Annotated in this window: 28 protein-coding genes and 2 pseudogenes; 27 read left to right on the top strand and 3 right to left on the bottom strand. The window is 42.1% G+C overall.

Going from position 1 to position 16,192, the window contains the following annotated elements; all coding sequences use genetic code 11:
* Positions 1–15: 15 nt before the first annotated feature.
* The 3 genes and pseudogenes from ACLCEG_RS09815 to ACLCEG_RS09805 form a co-directional block, all read right to left on the bottom strand.
* Positions 16–146 (bottom strand): annotated as a pseudogene (locus ACLCEG_RS09815) (hypothetical protein).
* The gene (locus ACLCEG_RS09810; protein WP_410567331.1) at positions 134–1,669 is read right to left on the bottom strand and encodes a helicase HerA-like domain-containing protein; all 1,536 of its coding nucleotides are present in this window, start codon (positions 1,667–1,669) and stop codon (positions 134–136) included. The pseudogene ACLCEG_RS09815 and the gene ACLCEG_RS09810 overlap by 13 nt, the downstream one beginning before the upstream one ends.
* Before the next feature lie 43 nt (positions 1,670–1,712).
* Positions 1,713–2,903, bottom strand: a complete 1,191-nt coding sequence (locus ACLCEG_RS09805; RefSeq protein ID WP_410567329.1) for a PLP-dependent transferase — start codon at positions 2,901–2,903, stop codon at positions 1,713–1,715.
* 168 nt (positions 2,904–3,071) lie between these two features.
* On the opposite strand from ACLCEG_RS09805, the gene ACLCEG_RS09800 reads away from it, so the two are divergent.
* The 27 genes and pseudogenes from ACLCEG_RS09800 (at position 3,072) to rpsD (ending at position 16,191) form a co-directional block, all read left to right on the top strand.
* Positions 3,072–3,800, top strand: a complete 729-nt coding sequence (locus tag ACLCEG_RS09800) for a type 1 glutamine amidotransferase (RefSeq protein ID WP_410567327.1) — start codon at positions 3,072–3,074, stop codon at positions 3,798–3,800.
* Between the two features lie 252 nt (positions 3,801–4,052).
* Positions 4,053–4,364, top strand: coding sequence for a 30S ribosomal protein S10 (gene rpsJ / locus ACLCEG_RS09795; protein ID WP_000070912.1), 312 nt, complete (start codon positions 4,053–4,055; stop codon positions 4,362–4,364).
* Between the two features lie 57 nt (positions 4,365–4,421).
* Positions 4,422–5,060, top strand: coding sequence for a 50S ribosomal protein L3 (gene rplC, locus ACLCEG_RS09790; RefSeq protein WP_002049740.1), 639 nt, complete (start codon positions 4,422–4,424; stop codon positions 5,058–5,060).
* A gap of 11 nt (positions 5,061–5,071) precedes the next feature.
* Complete coding sequence (gene rplD, locus ACLCEG_RS09785; RefSeq protein WP_002049755.1) at positions 5,072–5,674, top strand: 50S ribosomal protein L4; 603 nt, start codon at positions 5,072–5,074, stop codon at positions 5,672–5,674.
* The gene (gene rplW, locus ACLCEG_RS09780) at positions 5,671–5,991 is read left to right on the top strand and encodes a 50S ribosomal protein L23 (RefSeq protein WP_002049693.1); all 321 of its coding nucleotides are present in this window, start codon (positions 5,671–5,673) and stop codon (positions 5,989–5,991) included. The genes rplD and rplW overlap by 4 nt, the downstream gene beginning before the upstream one ends.
* 11 nt (positions 5,992–6,002) lie before the next feature.
* The gene (gene rplB / locus ACLCEG_RS09775; protein ID WP_002049686.1) at positions 6,003–6,827 is read left to right on the top strand and encodes a 50S ribosomal protein L2; all 825 of its coding nucleotides are present in this window, start codon (positions 6,003–6,005) and stop codon (positions 6,825–6,827) included.
* A 13-nt stretch (positions 6,828–6,840) separates the two neighbouring features.
* Positions 6,841–7,116 (top strand): 30S ribosomal protein S19, encoded by a 276-nt coding sequence (rpsS, locus tag ACLCEG_RS09770; protein ID WP_001138119.1) that lies wholly within the window; start codon positions 6,841–6,843, stop codon positions 7,114–7,116.
* 11 nt (positions 7,117–7,127) lie between these two features.
* Positions 7,128–7,457, top strand: coding sequence for a 50S ribosomal protein L22 (gene rplV, locus ACLCEG_RS09765; RefSeq protein ID WP_001982638.1), 330 nt, complete (start codon positions 7,128–7,130; stop codon positions 7,455–7,457).
* A gap of 1 nt (position 7,458) precedes the next feature.
* A pseudogene (gene rpsC, locus ACLCEG_RS09760) lies at positions 7,459–8,275 on the top strand (30S ribosomal protein S3).
* Positions 8,215–8,628, top strand: a complete 414-nt coding sequence (rplP, locus tag ACLCEG_RS09755) for a 50S ribosomal protein L16 (RefSeq protein ID WP_002049688.1) — start codon at positions 8,215–8,217, stop codon at positions 8,626–8,628. The pseudogene rpsC and the gene rplP overlap by 61 nt, the downstream one beginning before the upstream one ends.
* Positions 8,628–8,825 carry a 50S ribosomal protein L29 gene (gene rpmC, locus ACLCEG_RS09750; RefSeq protein WP_000849927.1) on the top strand — a complete coding sequence of 66 codons (198 nt, stop codon included), beginning with the start codon at positions 8,628–8,630 and terminating at the stop codon, positions 8,823–8,825. The genes rplP and rpmC overlap by 1 nt, the downstream gene beginning before the upstream one ends.
* Entirely contained in the window at positions 8,822–9,079 is a 258-nt protein-coding gene (rpsQ, locus tag ACLCEG_RS09745) for a 30S ribosomal protein S17 (protein WP_001291845.1), read from the top strand. The genes rpmC and rpsQ overlap by 4 nt, the downstream gene beginning before the upstream one ends.
* 92 nt (positions 9,080–9,171) lie before the next feature.
* Positions 9,172–9,540 carry a 50S ribosomal protein L14 gene (gene rplN, locus ACLCEG_RS09740; RefSeq protein ID WP_001982634.1) on the top strand — a complete coding sequence of 123 codons (369 nt, stop codon included), beginning with the start codon at positions 9,172–9,174 and terminating at the stop codon, positions 9,538–9,540.
* A gap of 9 nt (positions 9,541–9,549) precedes the next feature.
* Positions 9,550–9,867 carry a 50S ribosomal protein L24 gene (gene rplX / locus ACLCEG_RS09735; protein ID WP_002049703.1) on the top strand — a complete coding sequence of 106 codons (318 nt, stop codon included), beginning with the start codon at positions 9,550–9,552 and terminating at the stop codon, positions 9,865–9,867.
* Positions 9,868–9,882: 15 nt separating this feature from the next.
* Complete coding sequence (gene rplE, locus ACLCEG_RS09730; protein WP_004705381.1) at positions 9,883–10,419, top strand: 50S ribosomal protein L5; 537 nt, start codon at positions 9,883–9,885, stop codon at positions 10,417–10,419.
* A 9-nt stretch (positions 10,420–10,428) separates the two neighbouring features.
* A complete protein-coding gene (gene rpsN / locus ACLCEG_RS09725) occupies positions 10,429–10,734 on the top strand; it encodes a 30S ribosomal protein S14 (RefSeq protein WP_001074624.1) in 306 nt (101 codons plus the stop codon).
* An 11-nt stretch (positions 10,735–10,745) separates the two neighbouring features.
* Positions 10,746–11,141 (top strand): 30S ribosomal protein S8, encoded by a 396-nt coding sequence (gene rpsH / locus ACLCEG_RS09720; protein WP_002049732.1) that lies wholly within the window; start codon positions 10,746–10,748, stop codon positions 11,139–11,141.
* A gap of 13 nt (positions 11,142–11,154) precedes the next feature.
* Complete coding sequence (gene rplF, locus ACLCEG_RS09715) at positions 11,155–11,688, top strand: 50S ribosomal protein L6 (protein ID WP_004705382.1); 534 nt, start codon at positions 11,155–11,157, stop codon at positions 11,686–11,688.
* Between the two features lie 14 nt (positions 11,689–11,702).
* The gene (rplR, locus tag ACLCEG_RS09710; protein WP_002049741.1) at positions 11,703–12,053 is read left to right on the top strand and encodes a 50S ribosomal protein L18; all 351 of its coding nucleotides are present in this window, start codon (positions 11,703–11,705) and stop codon (positions 12,051–12,053) included.
* 2 nt (positions 12,054–12,055) lie between these two features.
* On the top strand, positions 12,056–12,553 hold the full coding sequence (gene rpsE, locus ACLCEG_RS09705) for a 30S ribosomal protein S5 (protein WP_001141025.1): 498 nt from the start codon (positions 12,056–12,058) through the stop codon (positions 12,551–12,553).
* Between the two features lie 6 nt (positions 12,554–12,559).
* Entirely contained in the window at positions 12,560–12,736 is a 177-nt protein-coding gene (gene rpmD / locus ACLCEG_RS09700) for a 50S ribosomal protein L30 (RefSeq protein WP_000849088.1), read from the top strand.
* A gap of 3 nt (positions 12,737–12,739) precedes the next feature.
* Entirely contained in the window at positions 12,740–13,180 is a 441-nt protein-coding gene (rplO, locus tag ACLCEG_RS09695) for a 50S ribosomal protein L15 (protein ID WP_410567325.1), read from the top strand.
* Between the two features lie 45 nt (positions 13,181–13,225).
* Positions 13,226–14,545 (top strand): preprotein translocase subunit SecY, encoded by a 1,320-nt coding sequence (gene secY / locus ACLCEG_RS09690; RefSeq protein WP_170318186.1) that lies wholly within the window; start codon positions 13,226–13,228, stop codon positions 14,543–14,545.
* Between the two features lie 20 nt (positions 14,546–14,565).
* A complete protein-coding gene (rpmJ, locus tag ACLCEG_RS09685) occupies positions 14,566–14,682 on the top strand; it encodes a 50S ribosomal protein L36 (RefSeq protein WP_000867907.1) in 117 nt (38 codons plus the stop codon).
* Between the two features lie 107 nt (positions 14,683–14,789).
* Positions 14,790–15,146 (top strand): 30S ribosomal protein S13, encoded by a 357-nt coding sequence (gene rpsM / locus ACLCEG_RS09680; protein WP_000090816.1) that lies wholly within the window; start codon positions 14,790–14,792, stop codon positions 15,144–15,146.
* 19 nt (positions 15,147–15,165) lie between these two features.
* The gene (gene rpsK / locus ACLCEG_RS09675) at positions 15,166–15,552 is read left to right on the top strand and encodes a 30S ribosomal protein S11 (protein WP_001040166.1); all 387 of its coding nucleotides are present in this window, start codon (positions 15,166–15,168) and stop codon (positions 15,550–15,552) included.
* A 12-nt stretch (positions 15,553–15,564) separates the two neighbouring features.
* Positions 15,565–16,191 carry a 30S ribosomal protein S4 gene (gene rpsD, locus ACLCEG_RS09670; RefSeq protein ID WP_002049716.1) on the top strand — a complete coding sequence of 209 codons (627 nt, stop codon included), beginning with the start codon at positions 15,565–15,567 and terminating at the stop codon, positions 16,189–16,191.
* Position 16,192: the final 1 nt, after the last annotated feature.

Here is a 16,192-nt window from a genome sequence, read left to right as displayed (position 1 = left end):
CTTAATTATCTGGCTTTATAAGATGTATTTAAAATACATCTTATAAAAATTAATCGCAATAGTTTTCTTAATAAAACCATAAAAAATTTAAGGGATATAAAATCCCTTAAAATAAAGTGCTGATTTAAATGGTCTATTTCCCAAATAATGAGCCAAGTAATCCGCGTACCAATTTCTGTCCTGTACTGCCGCCTAAAGTGCGTGCAGCGCTTTTTGCAAAAGTTCCCACTATATCTTGAGTTAGTTTTGCTCGTTCTTTTGCAGCACGTTCTTCTTCCTTTTGCTGTTCTCGTGCTAAACGTTCTTGTTCCTTGGCTTGTTGCTTCGCTAAAGCTTCTTGCTCTTTGGCAAGCTCAGCATCCTGTTTTTGCTGCTCGCGTTCAGCAACTTTATTTTGGAGCATTTCATAAGCGCTCTCACGATCTACAACTTGTTCATAGACACCAGCAATAATACTTTGGGAAATTAGGGTTTTTCGTTCTTCAGGTGTAATGGGTGTAAAAGAGGAGTAGGGAGGCATCACCCAGCCACGCTCTACAATTTGTGGAGTACCTTGTTCATCTAGGCAACTAATGAGGGCTTCACCTACGGCTAGCTGTGTAATCGCTTCATCCACTTTGAAATTAGGATTAGCACGAAACGTATCTGCAGCAGTTTTTACTGCCTTTTGATCTTTCGGAGTAAATGCGCGTAGAGCATGTTGTACGCGGTTACCAAGCTGACCCAAAACACTTTCTGGTAAATCAAGTGGATTTTGAGTAATAAAATAAATACCGACACCTTTAGAGCGAATTAAACGTACAACTTGTTCAATTTTCTGTTGTAAAGCTTGACTGGCATTATCAAATAATAAGTGAGCTTCATCGAAGAAAAACACGAGTTTTGGTTTATCCATATCGCCAACTTCTGGAAGCTGTTCAAATAATTCGGAAAGCATCCATAATAAAAAAGTAGCGTATAGCTTGGGTGTATTCATTAGCTTGTCAGCAGCAAGAATATTGATATAGCCGCGGCCATTAGCATCGGTTTGTATAAAGTCCAGAATATTTAAAGCTGGCTCTCCAAAGAACTGATCCCCACCTTGGTCGGCAAGAGCGAGTAAATTGCGCTGAATTGCTCCTAAACTGGCTGGAGATAAGTTGCCGTACTCAGCTTTAAATTCCGCTGCATGTTCACTCACAAAAGTGATCATGGCTTTTAGGTCTTTAAAGTCGACTAACAGTAATCCTTGATCATCTGCAATTCGGAAAACAGCAGATAGAACACCTTCTTGAGTGTCATTTAGATTGAGTATACGTGCTAATAAAATTGGCCCAATTTCAGAAATAGTGGTTCGAATAGGATGGCCTTGTTGCCCAAATAAGTCCCAAAAAATAACGGGATTGGCAGCAAAAGGAACACTATTAATTTGTAGAAGCTTTAAGCGTTCATTAAATTTATCTGATGCCTCTCCAGCTTTTGCTAGGCTAGAAACATCGCCTTTTGCGTCGGCAAGAAAGACGGGAACACCGATTCTAGAAAAACTTTCTGCAAGAACCTTTAGAGTGACTGTTTTACCTGTACCCGTAGCACCTGCAATTAGGCCATGCCGGTTAGCAAATTGAGAAAGCAAAACAATTTCTTTAGAGGTGTCATTAATATTTTTAGCAATAACAATCGGTGTACCCATATATTTTTATCCTTCGGTGTGAGTCACTGTTGATCTTGTCGTTTTACAAATATTTCAGCGCATTTTCGATATCTTGAATTAAATCTTGCGGATCTTCCAGACCTATACACAAACGAACCAATAAACCTTGTTGTAAATGTGTATTTTCAAGTTTTCGCATCATTTTTAGATCATAAAGCATGACAAGACTAACTGGACCACCCCAACTAAAACCAAGTTTAAATAGCTTAAGAGCATCGCAAAAGCGACGTATAGCTGAAATATCATAATCAGGTTTAAATATGACACTGACTAATCCTGCACTCTTACCTGTAGTGCAAATCTCTTGCCAATATTGATGACCTGGGGAAGCTTTATCACTTGGATGTAGAACTTGTGCAAATTGAGGCTGTTGCTTTAACCATTCCAATAAAGTTTTCGCATTATTTGATTGCTGTTCATATCGTAGAGACATGTGTGCGAGGCTACGCTGAACTTGTGCTGCATCATCTCCTGAAATAGCAATACCTAGAATTGCATGTGTACGGAACAGGCGGTGATATAGTTTTTCATCACGAGTTACAATGCTACCCATCAATATATCGCCACCACCACTTGGATATTTGGTAAGTGCATGCACAGTTAAGTCAACTGATAGATGTTCGTTAGAAAAATCAAAAGCATTAAATGCAAGCCCAGCCCCCCAAGTGTTATCTAAAGCTGTTAAAACACCTTGATCTTTTGCCTTTTTTACTAACTCTTTAAGATTTGGAAACTCCATAGTGACAGAGCCCGCGGCCTCTAGCCATAAAAGCTTGGTTTGTTCAGTAGGTTGAAAAGTTGAAACATCAATTGAATTATAAACTTTAACCCTGATGCCATATTGTGCTTTTAAATAGTTTAAATGCTCTAGGTTTGGACCATATATATTGTCTGGTACCCAAACTTCATCACCTGTTCCTAAGAAAGCAGAGTTAACTATATTTATTGCAGATAAACCACTTGGTGCAAGTAAGCCGTACAAACCACCCTCTATTTGCGCAATATTGTCGGCTAAAGTGAATGTGGTAGGTGTGCCATGTGTCCCATAGCTATAATCATAAGGGTCAGTCCAATGGCGATCAAAAAGGTGCGCAGTTGATTTAAAAATAATAGTTGATGCACGAAATAAGGGAGGTTGCACGGTCTCGATAAACTGAGGTGCTTTTCGTGGTGCATGAATGAGTTGGGTTTGAAAATTGTTATGCTTTTTCATAGGGCGCTGTACTTTAAATAATAAGATTAGATTAAGAGAAAACTTACTTATTCGCTAGATTTTTGATTATTTCTAAGATGTTTCGTTACTGCTGTAACATTCACTAAAAACTTGGCTTTATTTTTGCAAAGATCTAATCAACATTCTAACAACAATAGGTTTAAGCGCATGAAGTCGCATTTACGTGTTCACTATTTCCAACATATTGCTGGTGAAGGTTTTGGAAGTTGCTACTCATTTTTAAAAGCTCATCATGCAACTATTAGCTCTACTGAGTTTTTTGCACTTCCAGTTGATCGTTCTCTTGAAATAGAAGCTTTACCACGAATTGAAGAAGTTGATTTATTATTGGTTATGGGTGGAACCATGAGTGTTAATGACGAAGCAAATTACCCATGGCTGAAAATAGAGAAAAGATGGCTACGTCGATATTTAGCGGCAGGTAAGCCAGCTATAGGTCTTTGCTTGGGAGGCCAACTGATCGCAAATGCATTGGGTGCAGCGGTTAGCCGTAACCGTTATCAAGAACTTGGGTGGTCGACAGTGCAAAGAGTTGCAAACTTACCTCAGGAAAGCTTTCCTTTGCCTGAAGAAATCAATGTGATGCAGTGGCATAGTGAAACATTTGAAATACCTAAAGGAGCTATACGTTTGGCTGAGAGCATTGCTTGCCGTAATCAAATGTATCAGATTGGGAAAAATGTATTAGGTTTTCAATTTCATCCGGAAATGACACCAGCAGCTTTACAGCTTTTACTGGAAAATGAAGAAGAGCTATCTATTTTTGACGGAGAATATGTTCAATCTGCACATGAACTGCAATCTTCAGAAGCACAGAAATTTGAACAAGGTAATCAACTCTTAAATAAAGCAATTGAGTTTGTAATAAATGCATAGAATGAATTATTAATACGTAGCTAAAGTGGAATTTGAGCAAAAAATAGAAAAAGAGAATTGCATAAGACTTAAACAATCGTTATAATGAGCGACCCTCAAGAAGAGGGCATTTACTGCGAAGAAAGTAGTAAATGTGCATTACAGTCGTGGCATCGATCACGACCTTGGTGATTATCACTGCCTTTGACACTTACCAATAGGTGAGATGCGTCAAAGGTGATTCTTTATATATTTGGCTTGGAGTTTACTGGTATGTCTAACCAGAGAATTCGTATCCGTCTTAAGTCTTTTGATCATCGTCTGATTGATCAATCTGCTCAAGAGATCGTAGAAACCGCTAAGCGTACCGGCGCACAAGTTTGTGGTCCAATTCCGATGCCTACTCGCATCGAACGCTTCAACGTTCTTACTTCACCGCACGTTAACAAAGATGCGCGTGACCAGTACGAAATCCGCACCTACAAACGTTTGATCGACATCGTTCAACCTACAGATAAAACTGTTGATGCATTGATGAAGTTAGATCTTGCAGCTGGTGTTGATGTTCAGATCGCTTTGGGTTAAGGCTTTCGGTTAATTAACGATTAGTTAATTAGGCCGCTTTTTTAGAGGTTTATGCACATGGCTATTGGTTTAGTCGGTCGCAAATGTGGTATGACTCGCATCTTTACAGATGCTGGTGTTTCTGTACCTGTTACAGTCATCGAAGTCGATCCAAACCGCATTACGCAAATCAAAACACTTGAAACTGATGGTTATCAAGCTGTTCAAGTAACTACTGGTGAACGTCGCGAATCTCGCGTAACTAACGCTCAGAAAGGTCACTTCGCGAAAGCTGGTGTTGCTGCTGGTCGCTTGGTTAAAGAATTCCGTGTTACTGAAGCTGAGCTTGAAGGTCGTGAAGTTGGCGGTACTATTGGCGTTGATTTGTTCACAGTTGGTCAAATTGTTGACGTAACTGGTCAATCAAAAGGTAAAGGTTTCCAAGGTGGTGTTAAACGTTGGAACTTCCGTACCCAAGACGCTACTCACGGTAACTCAGTTTCTCACCGTGTATTAGGTTCTACAGGTCAAAACCAAACTCCTGGACGCGTGTTCAAAGGCAAAAAAATGGCTGGTCACTTAGGTGATGAACGCGTAACAGTACAAGGTCTTGAAATCGTATCTATTGACGCTGAACGTTCTGTTTTAGTTGTTAAAGGTGCAATTCCTGGTGCAACTGGCGGTGACGTAATTGTACGTCCTACCATCAAGGCCTGAGGGGAAATACCGTGAATTTGAAAACTGTTTCCGGCTCTGCTGTTGAATTGTCTGAAGTTGCTTTCGGACGTGAATTTAACGAGGCTCTTGTACACCAAGTTGTTACTGCTTATTTAGCAGGTGGTCGTCAAGGTACTCGTGCTCAAAAATCGCGTGCAGACGTTTCTGGCGGTGGTAAAAAACCATTCCGTCAAAAAGGTACTGGTCGTGCTCGTGCGGGTTCTATTCGTAGCCCTATCTGGGTTGGTGGCGGTAAAACTTTTGCTGCTCGTCCACAAGATTGGTCTCAAAAAGTAAACCGTAAGATGTACCGCGGTGCAATGCAATGTATCTTAGCTGAACTTGTTCGCCAAGATCGCCTTGTATTAGTTGAAGAGTTTGCTGTTGCAGCTCCAAAAACTAAAGAATTGCTTGCAAAACTTAACGACTTAAATGCTGCTCGTGCATTAATCGTTACTGACGCTGTAGATGAGAACTTATATCTTGCAGCACGTAACCTTCCACATGTAGATGTGGTGGATGCAACTGCAATCGATCCTGTAAGCTTGATCGCGTTTGATAAAGTTGTGATGTCTGTAGCTGCTGCTAAGAAAATTGAGGTAGAACTCGGATGAACAACGAACGTATCTATCAAGTCCTTAAAGGACCAGTCTTCTCAGAAAAGGCACAAGTTTTAGGTGATACTGTTGGTGTTCAAGTATTTAAAGTAGACATCAATGCTACTAAACTTGAAATCAAAAAAGCAGTTGAAAAACTTTTTGGTGTAGAAGTTGTTAAAGTTAACACAACTATTACTAAAGGTAAGACTAAGCGCTTTGGTCGTACATTAGGACGTCGTTCTGATGTTAAAAAAGCATACGTCACCCTGAAAGCCGGCCAAGATGTTGAAATGGCTGACTTGGGCGATACCGCTGAAAGCGCAGCGGAATAAGGACGAAAATTATGCCGATTCAAAAATGTAAGCCAACGTCTCCAGGACGTCGCTTTGTAGAGAAAGTGGTTCATGACCATCTTCACAAAGGCGCTCCTTACGCACCGTTGGTTGAAGCTAAAAAACGTACTGGTGGTCGTAATAACAACGGTCACATTACTACTCGTCACGTTGGTGGTGGTCATAAGCAACACTACCGTATCGTTGACTTCAAACGTAACAAAGACAGCATCCCAGCTGTTGTAGAGCGTATTGAATACGATCCAAACCGTACAGCACATATTGCTTTATTGAAATATGCTGACGGTGAGCGTCGTTATATCATTGCACCTAAAGGTTTACGTGCTGGCGATAAAGTACAATCTGGTAACGATGCTCCAATTCGTCCAGGTAACTGCTTGCCACTTCGTAACATGCCGATCGGTTCTACACTTCATAACGTTGAACTTAAAATTGGTAAGGGTGCGCAATTAGCGCGTTCTGCTGGTGCTTCTGTTCAGTTGTTGGGTCGTGATGGTTCTTACGCGATTATTCGTCTTCGTTCAGGCGAAATGCGTAAAGTACACGTTGAATGCCGCGCTGTAATTGGTGAAGTTTCTAACCAAGAAAACAACCTTCGTTCATTGGGTAAAGCTGGTGCTTCACGCTGGCGTGGTGTTCGTCCTACCGTACGTGGTATGGCGATGAACCCGATTGACCACCCACACGGTGGTGGTGAAGGGCGTAACAAAGGTATTCAACCTGTAAGCCCATGGGGTCAAAAAGCTAAAGGGTACAAGACACGTACCAATAAGCGTACGACTAAGATGATTATTCGCGACCGTCGCGTCAAGTAAAGGAATCTGACTAATGCCTCGTTCTCTGAAAAAAGGCCCATTCGTCGATGCGCACTTGTTCGCTAAGGTTGAAGCGGCTGTTGCTAGTAACTCTCGCAAGCCGATCAAAACTTGGTCTCGTCGTTCGATGATCCTTCCAGATTTTGTTGGTTTAACAATCTCTGTTCATAATGGTCGTAATCACGTTCCAGTAATTGTTACTGAGCATATGGTTGGTCATAAACTCGGTGAATTCGCGCCAACTCGTACCTATCGTGGTCACGGTGTTGACAAGAAATCTAAACGTTAATAGGTGTCATGATGGAAGTAACTGCTAAATTACGCGGTGCCGCTATCTCGGCACAAAAAGCACGTTTGGTTGCAGATCTTATTCGCGGCAAATCTGTTGCGCATGCTTTAAACATCTTAAACTTCAGCAATAAAAAAGCTGCTGTTTTAGTAAAAAAAGCATTGGAATCTGCGATTGCAAACGCTGAACACAATAACAGTTTAGATGTTGACGATCTTAAAGTTTCTACGATTTACGTTGATGAAGGCATGAGCCTTAAACGTATTATGCCACGTGCTAAAGGCCGTGCAGATCGTATTACTAAGCGTACTTGTCACATCACCGTTAAGGTAGGGGTTTGATATGGGTCAGAAGGTTCATCCAATCGGTATCCGCCTAGGTGTTGTGAAACGTCATAACGCTAACTGGTATGCGAATCCGAAACAATACGCTGAATACTTGCTTAAAGATCTTCAAGTTCGTGAGTTTTTAACTAAAAAACTTAAGAATGCGATGGTAAGCAATATTCTTATCGAACGTCCATCAGGCGCTGCTAAAGTAACTATTAGCACAGCTCGTCCTGGTATCGTAATCGGTAAAAAAGGCGAAGATATTGAGAAATTACAGCGCGAACTTACCAGCATTATGGGTGTTCCAGCGCAAGTAAGTATCAACGAAATTGATCGCCCAGACTTAGATGCGCGTTTAGTTGCTGAAGCAATTGCTTCTCAATTAGAAAAGCGTGTTATGTTCCGTCGTGCTATGAAGCGTGCGGTTCAAAACACTATGCGTGCTGGTGCTAAAGGTATCAAAGTTGAAGTGTCTGGCCGTTTAGGTGGTGCAGAGATTGCTCGTACAGAATGGTATCGTGAAGGTCGTGTACCTTTGCATACGTTACGTGCAGACATTGACTATGCAACTATGCGTGCAGAAACAACTTACGGTACGATTGGTGTTAAAGTTTGGATTTTCCGTGGCGAGATCTTAGGTGGCATGAAACAAGTCATGAACCCTGCTCCTGCTGAAGATCGTCCAGCTAAACGTGGTCGTGGTCGTGGTGAAGGTCAAGAGCGTCGTGGTCGTCGCGGTGACCGTGCTGCTGACAAGGGAGAATAATCCATGTTGCAACCTAAACGTACCAAATTCCGTAAAGTGCATAAAGGCCGTAACACTGGTCTAGCGCATCGTGGTAGTACAGTATCATTTGGTTCGATTGCAATTAAAGCAACTGAACGTGGTCGTATGACTGCGCGTCAGATTGAAGCTGCACGTCGTACTATTAGCCGCCGTATTAAGCGTGGTGGTAAAATCTTTATTCGCGTATTCCCGGATAAACCAATTACTCAAAAGCCTCTTGAAGTGCGTATGGGTAAAGGTAAGGGTAGCGTGGAATACTGGGTTTGCCAGATCCAACCAGGTAAGATCCTGTACGAAATTGAAGGTGTGAACGAAGAATTAGCGCGTGAAGCATTTGCTTTAGCTGCTGCTAAGCTTCCGTTTAAAACCACTATCGTGACTCGGACGGTAATGTAATGAAAACTAAAGATCTACGTGAAAAATCGGTAGAAGAGTTGAAAGCTTTGCTTGATGAGCAACAGCTTAACCAATTCCGTCTTCGTATGGCGAAAGCAACTGGTCAGTTGGGTAAATCGCACGAAGTGCAAATTGCTCGTAAGACAATTGCTCGTATTAAGACACTCCTTACCGAAAAACAGGGGAACGGACAATGAGTGAAAAAACAGTCCGCACGTTAACCGGCAAAGTCGTAAGTGACAAAATGGATAAATCTATTGTTGTTCTTATTGAACGCCGCGTTCAACACCCGTTGTATGGCAAGTCAATTCGCCGTTCAACTAAGTTACACGCTCATGATGAGAACAACGTTGCTAAAATTGGCGATGTTGTAACCATTAAAGAAAGCCGCCCAATTTCTAAAACTAAAGCTTGGACTTTAGTGGAAGTAGTTGAAGCAGCTGCTGAGTAATTCGACGTTCTTGTTGCATCATCGGTCAATTTCGAGTACTCTTTGAGCCTTTCGAAATTGTGACCGGTGATGCTCGGTTTTGGAGTAGGGCAATGATTCAAACCGAAACTATGCTCGACGTAGCAGACAACAGTGGTGCTCGCCGCGTACAATGTATTAAAGTACTTGGTGGTTCACATCGTCGTTATGCTTCTGTTGGCGACATTATTAAAGTTACTGTAAAAGAAGCAATCCCACGCGCACGTGTTAAAAAAGGTGACGTGATGAATGCGGTTGTAGTTCGTACTAAATTCGGCATTCGTCGTCCAGATGGTTCTGTGATCCGTTTTGATGATAATGCTGCAGTTATCTTGAACAACAACAAAGCTCCGATTGCTACTCGTATCTTCGGACCAGTGACTCGTGAACTTCGTACTGAACAGTTCATGAAAATCATTTCATTGGCTCCTGAAGTTCTATAAGAGGCAATCATGGCTAAGATTAAAAAAGGCGATCAAGTTATCGTGATCGCAGGTAAAGAAAAAGGCAAACAGGGTACTGTATTGTCTGTTTCTGAAGACCGCGTTAAGGTTGAAGGCCTTAACTTAGTGAAGAAGCATCAAAAGCCGAATCGTGTAACTGGCGCTGAAGGTGGTGTAGTTACTCAAGAAGCTTCGCTTCATATTTCAAACGTGGCAATTTTAAATGCTACAACCCAGAAGGCTGACCGTGTTGGTTACCAAGTGATTGATGGCGTGAAAACTCGCGTTTATAAATCAAATGGTGAATCAGTGGCGGTAGCGAAGTAATAGGTTGAAAAGGCAATGGCCAGACTTAAAGCACGTTACAATGATGAACTTAAAGCAAAGTTAAAAGAAGAACTTAGCATTAAGAACGTGATGGAAATTCCGCGCATCACAAAAATTACCCTAAACATGGGTGTAGGCGCAGCTGCAACTGATAAGAAATTATTAGATGGCGCTGTAGTCGACATGCAATTAATTGCTGGTCAAAAACCAGTAATTACACTTGCTCGTAAATCTATCGCAGGTTTCAAAATCCGTGATGGTTGGCCGATTGGTTGTAAAGTTACTTTACGTGGCGACCAAATGTACGAATTCTTGGACCGTTTGATCTCTATCGCAATCCCTCGTATCCGTGACTTCCGTGGTTTCTCTGCGAAATCATTTGATGGTCGTGGTAACTACTCAATGGGTTTGAAAGAGCAAATCGTTTTCCCTGAAATCGATTTCGATAAGATTGATCGTATTCGTGGTATGGATATTACCATTACTACGACTGCTCGCACCGATGACGAAGGCCGTGCGCTTATGCGTGCATTCGGCTTCCCGTTCAAATAAGAGGTCGATATGGCTAAGAAAGGTATGATTAATCGCGAATTGAAACGCGAAAAAACTGTTGCTAAATACGCTGCAAAACGTGCTGAATTAAAAGCTACGATTGCAAACGTAAATGCTAGCGACGAAGAGCGTTTCGAAGCGATGTTAAAGTTACAAGCATTGCCGCGTAATGCATCTCCGGTACGTCTTCGTAACCGTTGTGGTTTAACTGGTCGTCCTCATGGTTACTTCCGTAAGTTCGGTTTAAGCCGTAACAAACTACGTGACACAGTAATGCAAGGTGATGTACCAGGCGTTGTTAAGGCAAGCTGGTAAGGAGCGACTAAATGAGTATGCAAGATACCGTTGCCGACATGCTAACACGTGTTCGTAACGCACAAATGGCTAAGAAACAAACTGTTTCTATGCCTTCTTCTAAGTTGAAAGTTGCTATTGCAAACGTACTTCAACAAGAAGGTTATATTTCAAATGTAGAAGTTGCTCAAGAAGAGACAAAATCTACTTTGACTATTACTTTAAAATATTTCGAAGGCAAACCAGTTATCGAAATGGTTAAGCGCGTAAGCCGTCCAGGTCTTCGCCAATACCGTGGTAAAGATAAACTTCCAAGCGTTAAGCAAGGTTTAGGTATTGCAATTGTTTCTACAAGCAAAGGCATCATGACTGATCGCGCTGCACGTGCTGCGGGCGTTGGTGGTGAAGTTATTGCTTTTGTTTCTTAATAGGTGATTCCTCATGTCTCGTGTGGCTAAAGCCCCAGTAACTGTACCTAATGGTGTAGCAGTTACTCAGAACGGCCGGCAGGTCGAAGTGAAAGGCACTAAAGGTACATTGTCTTTCAACCTGCATGCGCTGGTCGAGCTAAAACAGGAAGAAGGTAAACTTCAACTTGCTCCAGTTAAAGAATCGAAAGATGCTTGGATGCAAGCTGGTACTGCTCGCGCTGTATTGAACAACCTTGTAAAAGGTGTTAGCGAAGGCTTCGAACGTAAGTTGCAGCTAGTTGGTGTTGGTTATAAAGCTGCGGTTAAAGGTACTGTTGTAAACCTTAACCTTGGTTACTCACACCCAATTGACTACGCTTTACCAGAAGGTGTAACAGCGGAAACTCCAACTGCTACTGAAATCATTTTGAAATCAGCAAACAAGCAGTTGTTAGGTCAAGTAGCGGCAGAAATCCGTGCATACCGTGCTCCTGAACCATATAAAGGTAAAGGTGTTCGTTATTCGGATGAAGTCATTCTTCGTAAAGAAGCTAAGAAGAAATAAGGCGCGAGGTTCTTATGAACGAAAAGAAACAATCCCGTTTGCGTCGTGCGAAAAGCACACGCTTGCACATTCGTGCATTGGGTGCGACTCGTTTGTGTGTAAACCGCACTCCGCGTCACATCTATGCTCAAGTTATTTCAGCAGATGGTGGCAAAGTTTTAGCGCAAGCTTCAACTTTGGATGCATCTTTACGTAGCGGTACTACAGGTAATGTAGATGCAGCTACTAAAGTAGGTGCTTTAATCGCAGAACGTGCGAAAGCAGCTGGTGTAACTAAAGTTGCATTTGACCGTTCTGGTTTTAAATATCATGGTCGTATCAAAGCCTTGGCTGATGCTGCTCGTGAAAACGGCTTGGAGTTCTAATCATGGCTAAAGTTGAACAAAACGAAGGTCTTGTTGAAAAGCTGGTTGCCGTTGATCGTGTAGCCAAAGTTGTTAAGGGCGGTCGTATCTTCTCTTTCACAGCATTAACAGTTGTGGGTGATGGTAATGGTCGTGTTGGTTTTGGTCGTGGTAAAGCACGTGAAGTTCCAGCTGCTATTTCTAAGGCACTTGAAGCTGCTCGTCGCAACATGATCACTGTAGACCTTGCTGGTACTACTTTACAACACCCTGTGAATGCTCGTCATGGTGCAAGCCGTGTATACATGCAACCTGCTTCAGAAGGTACTGGCGTAATCGCTGGTGGCGCAATGCGTGCCGTTCTTGAAGCTGCAGGTGTACATAACGTACTTGCTAAATGTTATGGTTCTACTAATGCTGCTAACGTAGTAAACGCAACTTTTAAAGGTTTGCGTGATATGACTTCTCCTGAGAAAGTCGCTGCGAAACGTGGTAAATCAGTAGAAGAAATTCAAGGGTAATCAATCATGAAAACGATTAAAGTTACCCAGACTAAATCTTCTTCACATCGCTTGAAAAATCACAAGCTTTGCTTACAAGGTTTAGGTCTGCGTCGTATTGGTCATACTGTAGAAGTGCAAGATACGCCTTCTAACCGTGGTATGATCAACAAAGTCTACTATATGGTTAGTGTAGAGGAATAAGCCATGACTCTGCGTTTAAATGAGCTTGCACCTGCAGAAGGTGCAAAACGTGAACACCGTCGTTTAGGCCGTGGTATCGGTTCTGGCGTTGGTAAGACTGGTGGCCGTGGTGTCAAAGGTCAAAAATCACGTAAAAGTGGTGGCGTTCGTCCAGGTTTCGAAGGCGGTCAAACAGCGATTTATCGTCGTTTACCTAAATTCGGTTTCACTAGCCAAATCGCTTTAAAAACTGCTGAAGTACGTTTGTCTGAGTTAACTAAAGTGGAAGGTGACATTGTTAGCCTTGAAACTTTAAAAGCTGCGAATGTTGTTCGTCGCGATCAAATTCGTGCTCGTATCGTGCTTTCTGGTGAAATCACTCGTGCATTCACTATTCAAGGTGTTGCATTGACTAAAGGCGCTAAAGCTGCAATTGAAGCAGCTGGCGGTAAAGTCGAGGAGTAATCTCGAGTGTCTATGTCTCCTAGTTCTTCAGGTCATGTCAACATGATGAAAGGTCAGCCATTTCATGTGAAATACCGTGAAATTATTCGCCGGATGAGTTTTCTAATCGGTGCATTGCTGGTCTTTCGACTAGGAGCGCATATTCCAGTACCAGGCATTAATAATGCTGCGTTAGAAAATTTATTTCATGCAAACCAAGGAACTATTCTTGGGCTATTCAATATGTTTTCTGGCGGTGCTTTAGAGCGAATGTCTATTCTTGCTTTAGGGATCATGCCTTATATTTCTGCATCAATTATTGTGCAGTTGATGTCAACAGTGATCCCTTCTCTTGAAGCCTTGAAAAAGGAAGGGGAGCAAGGTAAGCGTAAAATTAACCAATATACGCGTCAGGGTACATTATTACTTGCAGTGGTTCAGGCAGTAGGTATGTGTGCAGGCTTAATTGGTCAGGGTATTACTCTGTCTACGGGTCTTGCATTTTATATTCCTGCTGTTACGTCACTTATCGCTGGAACTATGTTCTTAATGTGGTTAGGTGAACAAATCACTGAAAGAGGTATCGGTAATGGTATCTCAATGATTATTTTTGCAGGTATTGTTGCTGGTTTGCCTAAATTAATTATGCAATCAGTGTCATCTGTAGATAATGGTCAAACAAGTTTGATTGGTCTTGTCATCTTTGGTCTTTTGTCTCTTGGCGTATTGGCTGCGATTGTGTTTATTGAAAAAGCACAGCGTCGTATTCCAGTAAACTATGCGCAAAAGCAACAAGGTCGTCGTATATTTACAGCTCAGCAAACACATCTACCATTAAAAATTAATATGGCTGGTGTGATTCCTGCGATTTTTGCAAGCTCTTTATTGTTGTTCCCAGCTAGTTTGGGTCAATGGGTAGGTAGTGCAGATCCGAATGCTGGTTTAATTAAGCGTAGCTTACAAGATTTAGCTCTGGTATTGTCGCCTGGACAGCCTTTGTATTTGGTGCTCTTTGGTGCGTTAATTATCTTTTTCTGTTACTTTTATACGGCTTTAGTATTTAGCCCTAAGGAAGTATCAGAAAATCTAAAACGCAGCGGAGCTTATGTGCCTGGTATTCGCCCAGGTGAGCAAACTGCTCGTTACTTAGATCATATTCTTAATCGTTTGACGTTTATTGGTGCGATTTATATTACAGTCATTTGTTTAATGCCAATGATTTTACAGAGTTCTTTTGGTATTCCATTCTATTTAGGTGGTACCTCATTACTTATCGTAGTCGTTGTTGTTATGGACTTTATGGCTCAGCTACAAGCGCATTTAACTTCTCATCAATATGACAATCAAACATTAATGAGAAAAACGACTGCTCATCCTAAGGGATAAGCGCACTTAGAGGTTTCATCATGAAAGTACAAGCTTCTGTAAAGAAAATTTGTGGTAGCTGTAAAGTTATCCGTCGTAATGGGGTTATTCGCGTGATTTGTAGCGCAGAACCTCGTCATAAGCAGCGTCAAGGTTAATCTAATCAAGACCTGTTGATTTCAGTAGGCGAATTGGGTTAATATCCGCCCCTCAAGATTTTTGTGGGGCGGTTGATTATCTCTACTGCCTTTTTGGAGAAAAGTGAATGGCTCGTATTGCCGGTGTAAACATTCCGGATAACAAGCATGCTGTTATCTCCCTCACTTATATCTTTGGTATCGGTCGCCATACTGCTAAGAATATCTTAGCTACAGTTGGCATCACTGAAACTACTAAGATTCGTGAGTTGGACGATGCACAGCTTGATGCGATTCGTGCAGAAGTTGCTAAGGTTCCTACCGAAGGTGACTTACGTCGCGAAATTTCCATGAACATTAAACGTTTAATGGATTTAGGTTGCTATCGTGGCCTTCGTCATCGTCGCAGCTTGCCTGTCCGTGGTCAACGCACCAAAACTAACGCACGTACCCGTAAAGGTCCGCGCAAACCGATTAAAAAGTAAGATTTCTGGAAGCTAAAAGATGGCTAAAGATACTCGCACACGCAAGAAGGTCACTCGTACCGTCTCTGAAGGTGTTGCACACATTCACGCGTCTTTTAATAACACCATTGTTACGATTACCGATCGTCAAGGTAATGCATTGGCTTGGGCTACCTCAGGTGGACAAGGCTTCCGTGGTTCACGTAAATCAACTCCGTTTGCTGCTCAGGTAGCTGCTGAAGTTGCTGGTAAAGCAGCTTTAGATTACGGTTTGAAAAACCTAGACGTCCTTGTAAAAGGTCCTGGTCCAGGTCGTGAGTCTGCGGTTCGTGCATTAGGCGCAGTGGGTTATAAGATTAACAGCATTACCGATGTGACTCCAATTCCTCACAACGGTTGCCGTCCACCTAAAAAACGTCGCGTGTAAGGAGAAACATTCATGGCTCGTTATATTGGTCCAAAATGCAAACTCTCTCGCCGCGAAGGGACAGACCTGCAACTTAAATCTGGCGTTAAACCATTTGACGTCAAAACTAAAAAAGCTAACAAAGCACCTGGTCAACATGGTCAGGCTCGCGGTGGTAAGCAATCTGAGTATTCACTACAATTACGTGAAAAACAAAAAGTCCGTCGTATTTACGGTGTGTTAGAGCGTCAATTTAGTAACTACTATAAAGAAGCAGCTCGTGTTAAAGGCGCAACTGGTGAGAACTTGTTGAAATTGCTTGAAAGCCGTCTTGATAACGTTGTTTATCGCATGGGTTTTGGTTCTACACGTGCAGAAGCTCGTCAGTTAGTAAGTCACCGTAGCATTACTTTGAATGGTCGTCGTGTAAACATCGCGTCTATTCAAGTTAAAGCGGGTGATGTAATTGCGGTTCACGAAGGTGCTAAACAACAATTGCGTATTAAAAACGCGATTGAATTAGCTGCTCAACGTGGTATTCCAGCTTGGATTGATGTTGATCATTCTAAACTTGAAGGTACGTTTAAAGCTGCACCAGATCGTTCTGATTTACCTGCTGAAATCAACGAAAGCTTGATTGTAGAATTGTATTCTAAATAAT

The organism is Acinetobacter sp. H1(2024) (assembly GCF_046557555.1).
GTDB classification, from domain to species: domain Bacteria; phylum Pseudomonadota; class Gammaproteobacteria; order Pseudomonadales; family Moraxellaceae; genus Acinetobacter; species Acinetobacter seifertii.
Note: the sequence above shows the minus strand (reverse complement) of the source record. Positions and strands in the feature narration are given on the sequence as shown.